Here is a 13,753-nt window from a genome sequence, read left to right on the forward strand (position 1 = left end):
TTGAATAGCGATGAGCGATTCTGGTCAGTGCGCGACTACTCCGCGATCGACGGCCGGTCCACGAACAGTGTGCGCGAGACCATGTCGATGACTTCGTGTTTACGACGCTCGATTGTTTCCGGCTCAAGCAGGTTGACGCCCCACAACCGCTTGAGCATTGCCGCCGTGTTGAAAAATCCAATCGTGATGGATTGCAGGCTCCACATGAAGTGATTCGGCTCGACCTCGGATCGGAACTGACCTTCACGCTGGCCTCGAAAAATGAAATTGACCGCCGTTGAAAACAGCGGCGGCAGGCGGCGTTTCAGCACCTGGCGGCCGACTCCACTCTCGTCCGCCATTTCCATCCAGAGCAGACGCACGAAGTCGGGCCGCGCGACCATGAAATCGATCGCATCGGTGATCGCCTGACGCATCTGCGCCTGGCGATCCTCGCGCGCCCACGCGATCGCGTTGGCGGAATCCTCGATACTCTCAAACATGCGATCGAGCACGGCGACGTAGAGCTGCTGCTTGGAGGGAAAATGATGCAGCAGCGAGGGCGCCTTGATCCCGATGCGCTTGGCGATATCGCGCAGGCTGGTGCCGCGATAGCCGCGCTCGGCGAAGAGCGTCTGCGCGACCTGCAACACGCGGTCGCGCGTGTCGGCAGGCTTCCTCAGATCGACAACCTTCGCGCCTGCCCGCGCCGCGCCTTCCTTACGCACCATCTTCAAGTCTCCGCTCGACAAAACGGTATCTAACACTCGTTAGGGAGTCAAATATCCTGGGCTCAGCCCGCGGCGCGCAAGCCACCCAGCATTGTTTTGAACTTTCACCGGTTGGCCCTGCCGTAGTAAGTATCCGCCATCAGGCCGGAGGTGTTGCGATGTCCGAACTGCATTGGAAGCCAGCGTACGAGCTTGCCGCGATGATCCGCAGACGGGAGCTCAAGCCCAGCGAGTTGATGACTGCGACGATCGGGCGCATCGAAACGGTTAATCCAAAAGTCAACGCGATGTGCGCGCTCAGGCTCGACGAGGCGATGGCCGAGGCGCGCGCGATGGATGAGAAGATCGCGCGCAAGGAGGAAGTCGGACCGCTCGCGGGATTGCCGCTCGGCGTGAAGGATCTCGAGGACGCGGCGGGATTGCCGACCACGTTCGGCTCCAAGCCGTTTCGCAATCATTTTCCCGAGCACGATTCAGTTGAGGTCGCGCGGCTCAAGGCAGCCGGCGCGATCGTGATCGGAAAAACCAACGCACCCGAGTTCGGCTACACCGCCTTCACGAAGAACCTGCTCTTCGGCCCGACGCGCAACCCATGGAATCTCGAACGCACGCCCGGCGGATCATCGGGCGGAAGCTCGGCGGCGATCGCCGGCGGAATCCTACCATTGGCGACGGGCTCCGACGGCGGCGGCTCGATTCGTATCCCGGCCTGTTACACCGGATGCTACGGCCTCAAAACCACCAAGGGCCGAATCCCCGGCGAGCCGCTCCTCGGCATGCTCAACTGGAACGACACGGCCGTCGTCGGCGGGCTCACGCGGACGGTCCGCGACTCGGCGCTCTTTCTCGACCAGGTCGTCGGTTATCATCCCATCGATCCCGACTCCGTGCCGCATCCGGGAATCTCATACCAGGCGATTCTCGAGCGCCTGCCGAAAAAGCTGCACATCGCGTTTCATCCTGACTTCGGAAAGATCGTGCAGCGCGACGTGATGCGCGAGATCGAAAAAGCGGTCGCGGTCTTCAAAGACGCGGGTCACGACGTGGCGACAATTGACGATCCCGTTCCTGAGACCGGCGGGGCCTGGATGCGCCTCGGCGGCACGCAGAGCTATGCGGCGCTGCACGAGATGATGGCGAAGCATCACGACGATTTCGGCCGCGCGTGGATCGCGGGCACCGAAGCCGCTGAGCGCATCACATGGAAGCATTACGGCGCGGCATATCGGCGGCGGTTTGAGTTTAACGAATGGTGCCGCAGCGTGTTCGAGCGCTTCGATCTGCTGCTCACGCCTGTTCTGCCGACGGAAGCATTTCCCGCAAAGGGTCCGATGCCGAGCGAGATCAACGGAGTACCGCTGAAAGACGGCCTCGACGCGGTCGTGTTCACGTATCCGTTCAACCTGAGCGGCCATCCGGCAGCATCGGTGCGCGCGGGCTTCACCGACTCGGGCTTGCCATGCGGTTTACAGATCGTAGCCGAGCGTTACCGCGAAGATCTCGTACTGCAGGCGTCGTATGCATACGAGCAGGCGCGTCCCTGGAACGACAAGTGGCCCGCGATTTGAAAGGCAAAGCAAAACTCTGAAATTTACCGGGGTAAGCGTCTCTGCCCGCCATTGAGATGACGCGTTGTGTGCCTTCGATGCTGATAAAAGGTGGCGCCGAAAAGCAATTCCGCGCAATCAACGGCGGGCAAGGACGCGCGCCCCACTATTATTTCCTTCAGTCAAAAACGAAACAGGCTATCCTCCCGACCGGAGTCGAGGACTCTTTGGTGGCACCGAAGCTGCCGGTATCAGTTAGCGCGCGTAGCGCTTTCCTATTGTGATCGCGATCAGTCGCCAAACTGTTTCTTTACAACGGTGAAGGCTTTGTCGGTCACTTCCAGCGTGCGGTCGATGTCTTGATCGGTATGCGCTGCCGAGAGGAACCAGTTGTGGCGGGGGGCGAAATAGATTCCGTTGTGGGAGCATTCGCCGCAGAAGAGCTTGTTGCGATCGAAGCGATCGCCGTCGGCCTTGAACGTCATGTAGGGCAGCGCGGGCGGGCCTGAATAGGTCACTTCGATTCCGTGGCTGCGTGCCTGCGAGAGCATCCCGGCGCGCAGCTTTTCGCCGAGGGTGCGCATCCGCTCGATACCGCCGCTCGCCTGGAGCTCGCGCAGAGTTGCGAGGCTCGCCGCCATCGGCACGGCGCTGGTGAAATATGATCCCGTGAAGAACACTTCCTGCGCCGCCTTGCGCAGGCTGTCGCGCCCGAGGCAGGCCGCGAGCGGATAGCCGTTGGCGATAGCCTTGCAGTAGGTCGAGAGATCGGGACGCACGCCAAAGAGCTCACCCGAGCCGCCCATGTGGAGGCGAAAGCCGGCGCGCACATCGTCGAGGATCATCACAATGCCCTTGGCGTCGCAGATTTTACGCACCCCGGCGAGGAAGCCTTCGACCGGCAGTTCTGAGTCGTGACCGGCGTCGTGGCGAAACGGGGAGATGATCACGCCCGCGAGCTGACCATGATTCTCCGCAACGGCGCGATTGAGGCTTTCGAGATCATTAAAGCGGAAGTAAACGATATTCGCGCGATCCTCTGTGGTGACGCCGCTCGCAACTGGCGTACACCATGCGTGAGCGCCGTGGTACGCGCCCTGGCACATCGCGATTTTCGGGCGCCCGGTCGCATGCCGCGCAACGACGGTCGCATAGGTGCAGACGTCGGAGCCGTTCTTCGCAAACACGCTCCAATCGGCGAAGGGTGTGATCGATACGAGATGCTCGGCGAGCTCGACCCACATCGGTGTTGGAGCGTTGAAGCAGTTTCCAAGATCCATCTGCTTCTTCGCGGCTTCCTCGACCTTGGGATGGCGATGGCCGACGATGATGGGGCCGTACGAGCAGAGGTAGTCGATGTACTCGTTGCCATCGACGTCCCATACGTGCGAGCCTTCGCCGCGCGCAAAAAACGATGGATACGCGCCCTTGGTCAGCAGCAGCGGCGATTGATGGCCGTAGATACCGCCGGGGACGACTTTCTTGGCGCGCTCGAAGAGCGCCTCGCTCTTTTCGAATGTGTAGGGCTTCACGCTCGCTCCTGGAGATGAGAATTCGTCAACGGTCAACGATAGATCGCGAGAATCCTACTTGGATGAGCGACGGTCAAGTGCGCGTCGCGCGACGCGTTGGCTAGTTGCCGAAAGGCGTGTCTTCGCTGCGGGCCGAGGGCGGCAAGGCACCAATACGCACCAGCTCGTCGCGCAAGCGCGCGCGCGACAGCGGCTTGCAGAGCACGGCAGACGCGCCAAGCTCATAGCTCTTGGCGATATCGCGATCATAGAGCGAGCTTGTGATCACGAAGACTGGTACAGTCTCGAGTTCAGGATTGCTCTTCACGGCCTGCAGCACGGCAAAGCCGCCGTTATCGGGCAGACGCAAATCGACGAGAATCAGGTCGGGACGATCAAACTCGGTGAACCGCGCCAGCGTATCCATGGCTTCGCGGGCATCCTCAGCATGAATGATATCGATAGCTTCGCCGAGTACCTGCCTGATCACGGTGAGCGCAATAAAGACGTGGTCGGGATTGTCCTCGACCAAAAAGATGCGCACATCAGAGTTCAGCATTTTCCCCGATGTATCGTCGCTCATGGTGATCCTCCCATCCTCAAATTATCGCGCGGCTCCAAATCCTTGATATATTCAATAGCCGTGCCACTTAGCCTGCTGCGGCGCCCTCCCGACATACACTGCATGCTGGCAGAGTTTACGCGAGATTGCGTCGAGCCTTATAACATACCGGATGTTCAGGCGAGAGAATTCTCGCAAATTGTTTGTTTAATGTCAGAACCTGCTGTATCAGTGACTGAGTTTGCTGTTATCGCTGCGATTCAGGGGCGACCGTACCAGCGATGTTGCCTCCAGTATCACTCGAACGTCTGATATGTGTCAGAAAGCGACAAAGAACGGTTTATTAGCACATCTGCTGAAGGAGTAGATAGAAAGGCAGGCGTCCCGGGTGGGAATCCTTGCGAACGTGAACGAATCACGCCTCTTCAACCATCCACTGCTACGAAAATACACGGCCCTCGTGCATGAGGACCTGGCGGCTACTTATTCGCGCGATATCCAGAAGTGGCTTCTGATTGCGCCGATTATCGGCGTGGTTACGGGCCTGCTGATCACGGGTATCGCGCTGCTCACTCTCGATACGATTTGGGCGGCGGTTCTGCCTTACTATCTTGCGCATCATTGGGCGATTGTCGTCGGACTCGTCGGCGGGTTCACACTGACCGGGCTCATCATGCAGTTCCTGACGCCCGACCCCAATGAGCATTCGAGCGAAGAGATCATCCGCTCCTATCACGATCACCAGGGCGACATCGCAATGGGCTCGTTCTGGTGGAAGCTGCTCGCCGCCGTCACCACCGTCGGCTCAGGCGGCAGCGCAGCACTCGAAGGCCCGAGTATCTACGGCGGCGGTGCGATCGGATCGTGGCTATGGACGAAGCTGCGGCGCTTCGGCCTCGAATCGCGCGATCGGCGAATCATGCTGATCGCAGGCGCGGGCGCCGGTATGGCAGCCGTTTTCCGCGCGCCGCTCACGGGTATCGTCTTCGCGATGGAGATGCCGTACAAGGACGACCTCGCGCACGAGGCGCTGCTGCCGGCGCTCATCGCCTCGGTGGTCGCTTACGGTACGCTCGCCTCGATCGTCGGCACGGCGCCGCTCTTCGGTTTCGTCGGCACGGCGCAGTTCGCAACGATGGACGTGCTATGGTCCGCGGTCCTTGGCGTCGGCATCGGCGTGGTCGCGCTCATCTTCGACATTACGTTCCGCCGCGTGCGCGTCGCATTCGTTCACGCACGCATCCCGCACACATTGAAGCTGACCATCGGCGGCCTCGGCACGGCGCTATGCGGCCTCGCATTCATCTCGATCTTTCCCGGCAACATCATTCCGATCGGCCCCAACTACGAGGCCGTGCGCTATGTCCTGAGCCATCCGCTGCCGATCGTCGTGCTGTTGACATTCGTCGTTTTCAAGATGGCCGCGTCGATCTTCTCGCTGGGCTCTGGCGGAGTGAGCGCGGTGTTCGTTCCGCTCGTACTGGTCGGCGGCTCGCTCGGCAGTGCTTTCGCGCAGGGCGTCGTCCACACCTCGACGTACGATCTCTACGCGGCAGTCGGGATGGCCGCGATGATCGCGGCGGGTTACAAAACGCCTCTCACCGCAGTCGTGTTCGTCGCGGAAGTCACCGGCGTTCACTCATTCATCATCCCGAGCCTTATCGGCGCCGCTGTCGCGTATGCGGTTTCAGGCGAGGCCTCAGTATCGGGCGATCAGCATCTGCACGAAGCTGTGAAACTTGCCGATCTCGGCACGGCACGAGTCACCGATGTGATGCAGACCCGCGTCGTGTCGGCTCAGGCCGATGCAACTCTGACCGACTTTGTCGCAAGCGTGGCAGCACATCATCGTCATTCGATCTTTCCAGTTTACGACGGCGCGCGTGCGTGCGGGGTGGTCTCGATGGCCGACGTCAGCCGGATCGCGACCGAGAAATGGAGCGAGACCCACGTCCGCGAGGTCGCCGACTTGCATCCAACGCGCGTAATGCGCGATTGCGATCTCAATGAAGCGCTGCGCCTGCTGGTGCGCGAGGGCTCGGCGCAGATGCTGCTCGTGGTTGACGATGACGGCACGCTCGCCGGCATCGTGACGAAGACCGACATCCTGCGCAGCCTCGAAAATCGAGGCGTTCCAAGCGGCAGCCAGCTTGGGGGGCGCGACTAGATACTACCCGGTCTTCAGAAATAGTGCGGCGCACGTGAATTACTTCGCGTGCGCCGTTTGCTATCCGGAAGTAACTGACTTACTGCGGTTTCTTCATCTCGAAAGACGGCCCCGACCATTCGTCGCCGAGCATCGATTGCGCGCCCGATTGCGGCTGCGGGAGATTGCCGGCGCTCATGCCCGAGGTCGCGGCGCCGTCTACCACCATCGCCTGACCGGTGACGAATTCCGAGTCGTCGCTGGCGAGGAACAGTGCCATCGCGGCGATATCCTCCGGGCGTCCGGTGCGCGGCCACGGCTGAAAGGCGGAGAATAGCTGCGTCGCAGTCTGCTCACCGCCCGGCAATCGGTTGTAGGTGAGCGGAGTCGCGATCAGTCCCGGGCAGATACAATTGACGCGAATCTTCTCCTTGGCGAGCTCGATCGCGGCCGAACGCGTCAGGCTGATCACTCCGGCCTTCGCGGCGCAGTACGCATGGAGTCCAGGCGCGCCGCGCAGTCCCGCGATCGAAGCCGTCGAGATGATCGAGCCGCCGCCCACCTTGCGCATCTCAGGAACGGCATGCTTGATACCGAGGAAAACCGCGCGCAGCAGAATCGCGAAGCTCTTGTCCCAGTTATCGGCCGTCGTCTTCTCGAGCGCACCGACCGCGCCGCCGAGGCCGGCGTTGTTGTAGATCACGTCGAGACGGCCAAATTCCTTGACTGCGCGATCGATTGCGCTCTTGATATTCTCCTCTTTGGCAACGTCGGTGAGCTGGAATACGGCGTTGCCGCCATTTTCCTTGCAGTCGCGGACGGCAGCGTCGCCGCCTTCGCGATTGAGGTCCGCAATCACGATCGAGGCGCCCTCGCCCGCGAACCTGATCGCGGTTGCGCGCCCGATTCCGCTCGCCGCGCCGGTGATCACCGCAACTTTATTACTCAGTCTACCCATTTTATTTTCTCCACTAGATTTCTACGAAATTGCTATTTGCGAGGTCCGCGATTCATCATGCGATAGTCGATATGCGCGACGACTTCGCCCTTTTGGTTCTTGAGCGTAGAGCGCACGACCGTAAACGTCATCGTGCCGGTGCGCCCGGTCTTCTCGTAGATCTCCTTGACCTTCGACGAGACGCGGATTTCGTCGCCGGCGCGAATCGGTTCGCCGATCTCGATGTCGATACCGCCCATCAGGCCGCCGCGCCCCGCGGCGCGCAGCTTGTCGAAGATATTCTCGCCCTGGCGCATCGAGGCAACAAACGCCGGCGGCGCGATAATCGATCCGTAAGGCCCGGCTTTCGCCACGGCCTCATTGACAAACAGCGGATTGGTCTCGCCCACCGCTTTGCAGAAGTTCGCGATCTTCTCCGCCGTCACGATATAGGGCTCGGGCACCTCGAAGGTCCGGCCCAGGATGTCGTCGTCAGCCATTACTCAGTTCTTCCCGGCGTAGTTACTATTGAAAACGCGGCATTACCCGCTCGGCGAACAGCTTCATCGAATCGAGCACGTTTTGATGCCCCGCGATTCCGCCCGTTTCGAACCAGCATACGAGGCGATCGAAGCCAAAGCGCTCGCGCAGCTCGGCGATCTTGTCGCCGATATATTCCGGCTCGCCGTAGGCCGCCATTATCGATTCCGCAGTGTCGTAATCCATCGCGCGGAGCCGCTCGCGCAGCTTTTCGAATTCCTCGCGATGTACAGGCAGGTCCGATTGCGGCTCGATTACCTCGGTCACCGAATGAAAGTAGTTGCGCAGGCTGGGCTCGATCACGGCGCGCACCGACGCGCGATCGCGCCCCGCGAACACCAGCAACAGTCCCGCGAGCCAATCGTCGGGGCGCTCGCGCCCGGCTTTCTTGAGCGCGTCATCATAAATCTTCAGGCGATCGCCGAGGACGGGAAACGGATTCACCGGCCCGCCCGCGAAAATCCGGTAGCCGCGCTCGCCCGCATAGACGAACGTGTCGGGGCTGTTGGCGGCGAGGCGAATCGGCGGATGCGGCTGCTGAACCGGCTTGGGAATGACCTCGATACCGTCGGCGGTGAAATGCTTGCCAGAGAACTTCACGCGCTTCTGCGTCCACGCCGCCTTGACGAACTCGAGGCCCTCGTCGAACAGCTCGCGGCTCGTGTCCATATCGACGCCATAGCCGCGATAGTTCATGTTGAACGCGCCGCGTCCCGCGCCAAACTCGACGCGCCCGCCCGACAACACGTCGAGCATCGCCAACTCCTCGGCAAGGCGCATCGGATGATGCAGCGGCACGAGGCTCACCGCTTGCCCGAGCCGAAGGCGGGTAGTGCGCTCCGCGATCGCCGCAAGCAACATCATCGGCGCCGGCATCACCGAGAAATGCCGCGCGAAGTGAACCTCGGCGAGCCAGATCGTGTCGAAACCGAGCATGTCGGCGGCAACCGCTTCGTCAACAAGCTCGCGATAACGGCGTGCAGTAGTCTGCGTATCCGCCTCGGGCAGTTGGTAGAACAGATCGAACTTCATGGGCACTCGCGACGGCATCTAACTAATAGCCGCCGAGCTCGGCGACAATCTCGCGATGATACGCGGGCGAGCCGAAGTAGGATTCGTTGAAGCGCGCGCGCTTGAACCACAAATGCATATCGTGCTCCCAGGTAAAACCGATCCCGCCGTGCATCAGCACCGCGCGATCGCTGCCGCGCATGTAGATATCGCACAGCCGCGCCTTGGCCATCGCGATCATCTTCGCCGCATCGGGCAGGCCAGCGTCGTAGGCGTAGGCCGCGTACCAGAGCAGCGCGCGGGCAGGCTCGAGCTCACTCACGATTTCCGCCGCGGCATGTTTGAGCGCCTGGAAGGATCCGATCGGCTTGCCGAACTGCTCGCGCACTTTTGAATACTCAACCGCCATCTCGAGCGAGCGCTCCATGCCGCCCAGCGAATCGGCCGCGATCGCAAGCGCGCCGATCTGAATCACTTTCGAATACAAGTCCGCGCCGCCAAGAATAGTCGCCGGCGCGTCCTTCAATTCGACCGTGGCGACGCGCCGCGTCAGATCGAGATGCTTGATCGATTTGATCGAAACGCCTTTGGCGTTCTTCTCGACGACCGCGAGCTCGATCGCACCTGAATCATTTTTCGCCGCGACGACAATGAAATCGGCGGCATTCGCATAAGGCACCAGATGCTTCACGCCACTGACACTGCCGCCTGTGCTGATTCGCGCGGCGATATCGAGCGGGTCGACGCTGGTGCTCGATTCGGCAAACGCGACCGTGCCGACTGCCTTGCCCTCGGCGATCGCGGTTAACCACTTCTTGTTGAGTTCGTCGGAACCGCCGAGCGCCAGCGCGCTTGCGGCGAGCACCGACGAAAACAAGAACGGCCCGGGCATCGCCGCGTAACCGCCTTCTTCGAGCAGCATCATCATGTCGAGCATGCCGAGGCCCGCACCGCCGAACTTCTCCGGCACGATGAGCCCGTTCCATCCGAGCTGCGCGATTTCATCGTAGAGCTCGCGCGGATAGCCGTCGTCGCTCGCCATCACCTTGCGCACGAACGTGGTCGGGCATTCCTTGGTGAGGAGCGTGCGCGCGCTCTCTTTAAGTTGCTGTTGTTCTTCGCTGAGTCCGAAATCCATGACTGGTCCTGGTACTGCTTCAGCGCGACTTGGGCATCTTGAGCCCGCGTTCCGCAATGATATTTTTCTGAATATGCGACGTGCCACCGCCGATCACGAGGCCGAGCGAGAACATCCATTCATACGGCCAGTAGCCATTGTCGATGGCAGTCTCGTCCTCGCGCGCGACGAGTGAGTAATCGCCCATCGCTTCCATCGCCGCGGTCGCGAGGTCGTGATTCAGCTCGGTGCCGACGAGCTTGTTGACCATCGCCTCGATGCCGGGATTCTTGCCGCGAATCTGATCGGTAAGCTGGCGCAGCGAGTTGAATCGCATCGCCGCGACTTTGATTTCCAGATCGGCCAGCCGCTGGCGGAAGACCGGATCCTTGGTGAGCGGCTTGCCGCCGCGCTGAATCGTTTTTGCCAGCGCCAGCAATCGGTTGAAGCGTTGCTCGCTGCCGCTGGCAGAGCCCAGCATATTGCGCTCATGAAAGAGCGTAGCGTTGGCGACGATCCATCCCTCGTTGAGCTTGGCGACGAGGTTCTTGCGCGGCACGTGAACGTTGTCGAAGAAAACTTCGTTGAAACCGCGATCGCCCGTCATCTGCACCAGGGGCCGCACGGTGACGCCGGGCGTCTTCATGTCGATAAGGATGTAGGAAATCCCGCGATGCTTGGGCGCTTCGGGATCGGTGCGCACGAGACAGAACATCATGTCGGCGTGCTGCGCGCCCGAGGTCCAGACCTTCTGCCCGTTGACGATAAACTCGTCGCCAACGATCTCGGCCTTGGTCTTGAGCGAAGCGAGATCGGAACCCGAGCCGGGCTCGGAATATCCCTGGCACCAGATTTCTTCCGCGGTGAGAATCTTTGGCAGATAGCGCTGCTTCTGCTCCTCTGTGCCCCATGAGATCAGCGTCGGCCCGAGCATCCCCAGGCCAGAGCCGCCAATAAGAAATGGCGCGCGGACGCGGACCATCTCGTCGTTGACGATCGATTGCTGGACCGGATCCATCGCCTGCCCGCCGTATTCCTTCGGCCACGCGAGTGCGATGTAGCCGGCCTCGTACAGCTTGCGCTGCCATGCCTTGGCGCGGTCGAGCCAGGCCTTGTCCTCGCGGCCCTCGCGCGTATCGCCGATTCCGGCCTTGGCAATATTTTCTTCGAGGAAGGTGCGGACCTTGAGCCGAAACGCTTCGTCTTCAGAAGTGAAATTCAGATCCATGAGAACTCCTGCAGTCTAAAGGAGGTACTGCGGCTTCGGCGCCAGCATAGTCATAACCTCGATGCGCATAAAAGCGAATTCCGCGGAGCCGGGGCGCGGCACGCATCGCATCGCGCGATTGCCGGTCCGATTAAGGCTTGCTAACTCTAAACATTGGTCCCGGTAATACATCTAATCCGGCACCTGTCGGAGCTGAGCGGATATGGCGACGATTATCACGAGCGAATGCATCAACTGCGGAGCATGCGAGCCCGAGTGCCCCAACACCGCGATTTACGCGGGCGGAGTTCCCTGGGAGCTCAACGGCGCAACGAGCGTCGCGATCGCGCAGGAAATTTTCTACATCGTGCCGTCGAAGTGCACCGAGTGCGTCGGCTTTTACGATCACGAAGCGTGCGCGGCAGTATGCCCGGTAGATTGCTGCGTGCCCGATCCGAACATTCCCGAAGCCGAGTCAGTATTGCTCGCCCGCGCGCGCGAGCTTCATCCTGAGCAGGCGTTTCCCGACGACGCGCCGTCACGCTTTCGCAAAGACGGCGCTGCTGCGCCCGCTCCTGCCGCGGATGGTGCCGCTGCCGCAGCAGCTCCGGCGCCAGCTGCTGCCGCTCCCGCACCCAGACCGGCAGCCGCAGCACCCGCTGCCGTTCCCGCTACCGCACCCGCGCTCGCATTCAGCGAGGAGTTCAATCCCAACGCCTGGGAAGTCCCGGTCATCTGCAAGGATTGCAACGAGGGATTCGTAATTCCGTTCCGGCATTTCGAGGCCGGCGTCGTATTCCACTGCCCGACCTGCTCGGGATCGTACGTGCCGAAGTCGACGATGCATCGCGCGGTCAAAGAGGCATTCGAAAGCTTCTACGGCCGCCGTCGCGCCGAGCGCGAGGCGATGATCAAGCGTCATGCGCGCGAACGCGCCACGCTCGAAGCGCGTCACGAATCCGAAATGGAAGAATTCAAGATCCGGCTGGAAGAACTCGCGCAGTCGATGAAGCCCGCGGGCAAGATGGTCAAGCCGCGCGGCCTGTCTGCAATGTTCACGTAAAGAAACCCCGTCACACCACGAAGGCACTAAGACACAAAGTTTATTTCTTAGTGCCTTCGTGTTCTTCGTGGTAAGTTCTGCTTCTTTACTGCTCGGATACTTTCACAGCATAACCACTCAGCGCGAGATACTCACGGATGGACTCGATATGCTCGGGGCCGCGCGTCTCGAGCTCCAGGATCACGCGCGCGCCGCCAATCGCAACGTCGCGCCGGGTGCGATCGTGATCGATCGCGCGAACGTTCGCACCCGTCTCGCTGATCGCGGCGAGCAGCTTGCCCAACTCGCCGGGACGATCGTGCAGATCGACCGAGAATCGAAATAAGCGTCCAACTTTCACCAGGCCGTGGCCGATGATTCGATCGAGCAAGTTGATATCGATATTGCCGCCGCTGATTACGACCGCGACCCGCCGCCCACGCAGCTCATCTTTGATTTTGATTGCGCCTGCCAGCGCAGCCGCCCCCGCGCCTTCGGTAAGGAGCTTCATCCGCTCGAGCATCAGGAGCACGGCTTCACCGATTTCGAAATCATCAACCGTGATTGCGCGCTTGACGCGGCGCTTGATGACCTCGAAGGGATTCGCGCCGATTTTACCCGTCGCGAGGCCGTCGGCGATCGTGTCCACGGGCTGTTCGACCGAGGCCGGCGCACGAACGGCGAGGCTCGCGCTCAGTTGCGGCGAGCCTGCGGCTTCGACGCCGATCACTTCCGCGTCCGGGACTCTGGCTTCCAGAGCCGCCGCGATGCCCGCGATCAATCCGCCGCCGCCGACCGGGACGAGCATGACCTCGGGCTTGAACTCGTCGGCGATCTCGAGGCCGATCGTGCCCTGGCCCGCGATCACGAGCGGATCGTCGTAAGCATCGACGAAGATCGCGCCGCTCTCTTCGCAGATCCGCCGCGCCGCAGTGCGCGCGGCCTGGTAGTCGATTCCTTCGAGCACGACCTTCTGCCCATAGCTGCGGGTCGCATCGACCTTGGAGATCGAGGCCGTCGCCGGCATCACGATCGTCGCCTTGATACCGGCCAGCGACGCGGCGTAGGCGAGCGCCTGTCCATGATTTCCAGCCGAGGCCGCGATCACACCACGCGCCTTGTCTGCGGGCGTAAGCGCCGAGATAAAGTTGTAAGCGCCGCGAATCTTGAACGATCCGGTCTTCTGCAGATTCTCCGCTTTGAGCCGAATATCAGCCGAGAGCATCGCAGCGAGCGTCGCGTTGGGCATCAGCGGCGTCGGCTTGACGACGCCCGCCAGTCTCGCCCGCGCTCGCTCGATGTCATCGATGGTGATCATCGCCGACAATCCCCACTCTTCCTTTTATCGCCTCTCCCCGACCAGCAGAGGGCTAGGCTGAGGGTATTCTGCTGCCCGCAACGTAAAAAGATCCAGGCGACCCTC

Annotated in this window: 12 protein-coding genes; 3 read left to right on the forward strand and 9 right to left on the reverse strand. The window is 61.3% G+C overall.

What is annotated here, in order from left to right:
- Positions 1-35: 35 nt before the first annotated feature.
- Positions 36-710, reverse strand: a complete 675-nt coding sequence (locus tag VMA09_01245; GenBank protein HUA32201.1) for a TetR family transcriptional regulator — start codon at positions 708-710, stop codon at positions 36-38.
- A gap of 158 nt (positions 711-868) precedes the next feature.
- Here VMA09_01245 and VMA09_01250 point away from each other — a divergent pair, with 158 nt between their 5' ends.
- Positions 869-2,278, forward strand: a complete 1,410-nt coding sequence (locus VMA09_01250; GenBank protein ID HUA32202.1) for an amidase — start codon at positions 869-871, stop codon at positions 2,276-2,278.
- Between the two features lie 269 nt (positions 2,279-2,547).
- On the opposite strand, the gene VMA09_01255 is transcribed toward VMA09_01250, so the two are convergent.
- Positions 2,548-3,789: an aminotransferase class III-fold pyridoxal phosphate-dependent enzyme gene (locus tag VMA09_01255; protein HUA32203.1), complete on the reverse strand. Its 1,242-nt coding sequence runs from the start codon at positions 3,787-3,789 to the stop codon at positions 2,548-2,550.
- A 100-nt stretch (positions 3,790-3,889) separates the two neighbouring features.
- Positions 3,890-4,351: a response regulator gene (locus VMA09_01260; protein ID HUA32204.1), complete on the reverse strand. Its 462-nt coding sequence runs from the start codon at positions 4,349-4,351 to the stop codon at positions 3,890-3,892.
- Between the two features lie 385 nt (positions 4,352-4,736).
- On the opposite strand from VMA09_01260, the gene VMA09_01265 reads away from it, so the two are divergent.
- The gene (locus VMA09_01265) at positions 4,737-6,497 is read left to right on the forward strand and encodes a chloride channel protein (GenBank protein ID HUA32205.1); all 1,761 of its coding nucleotides are present in this window, start codon (positions 4,737-4,739) and stop codon (positions 6,495-6,497) included.
- Between the two features lie 79 nt (positions 6,498-6,576).
- On the opposite strand, the gene VMA09_01270 is transcribed toward VMA09_01265, so the two are convergent.
- From VMA09_01270 to VMA09_01290, 5 genes are read right to left on the reverse strand one after another with little or no spacing between them, the layout of a single operon-like run.
- The gene (locus tag VMA09_01270; protein ID HUA32206.1) at positions 6,577-7,434 is read right to left on the reverse strand and encodes an SDR family oxidoreductase; all 858 of its coding nucleotides are present in this window, start codon (positions 7,432-7,434) and stop codon (positions 6,577-6,579) included.
- 32 nt (positions 7,435-7,466) lie between these two features.
- Complete coding sequence (locus VMA09_01275) at positions 7,467-7,913, reverse strand: MaoC family dehydratase N-terminal domain-containing protein (GenBank protein ID HUA32207.1); 447 nt, start codon at positions 7,911-7,913, stop codon at positions 7,467-7,469.
- A gap of 25 nt (positions 7,914-7,938) precedes the next feature.
- The gene (locus VMA09_01280; protein ID HUA32208.1) at positions 7,939-8,985 is read right to left on the reverse strand and encodes an LLM class flavin-dependent oxidoreductase; all 1,047 of its coding nucleotides are present in this window, start codon (positions 8,983-8,985) and stop codon (positions 7,939-7,941) included.
- A 22-nt stretch (positions 8,986-9,007) separates the two neighbouring features.
- Positions 9,008-10,102: an acyl-CoA dehydrogenase family protein gene (locus VMA09_01285; GenBank protein ID HUA32209.1), complete on the reverse strand. Its 1,095-nt coding sequence runs from the start codon at positions 10,100-10,102 to the stop codon at positions 9,008-9,010.
- A 19-nt stretch (positions 10,103-10,121) separates the two neighbouring features.
- Positions 10,122-11,309 carry an acyl-CoA dehydrogenase family protein gene (locus VMA09_01290; protein HUA32210.1) on the reverse strand — a complete coding sequence of 396 codons (1,188 nt, stop codon included), beginning with the start codon at positions 11,307-11,309 and terminating at the stop codon, positions 10,122-10,124.
- Positions 11,310-11,511: 202 nt separating this feature from the next.
- On the opposite strand from VMA09_01290, the gene VMA09_01295 reads away from it, so the two are divergent.
- On the forward strand, positions 11,512-12,351 hold the full coding sequence (locus VMA09_01295; GenBank protein HUA32211.1) for a 4Fe-4S dicluster domain-containing protein: 840 nt from the start codon (positions 11,512-11,514) through the stop codon (positions 12,349-12,351).
- Between the two features lie 85 nt (positions 12,352-12,436).
- On the opposite strand, the gene ilvA is transcribed toward VMA09_01295, so the two are convergent.
- A complete protein-coding gene (gene ilvA / locus VMA09_01300) occupies positions 12,437-13,648 on the reverse strand; it encodes a threonine ammonia-lyase (GenBank protein ID HUA32212.1) in 1,212 nt (403 codons plus the stop codon).
- Positions 13,649-13,753: the final 105 nt, after the last annotated feature.

Source organism: Candidatus Binataceae bacterium (assembly GCA_035508495.1).
Lineage (GTDB): Bacteria > Desulfobacterota > Binatia > Binatales > Binataceae > JASHPB01.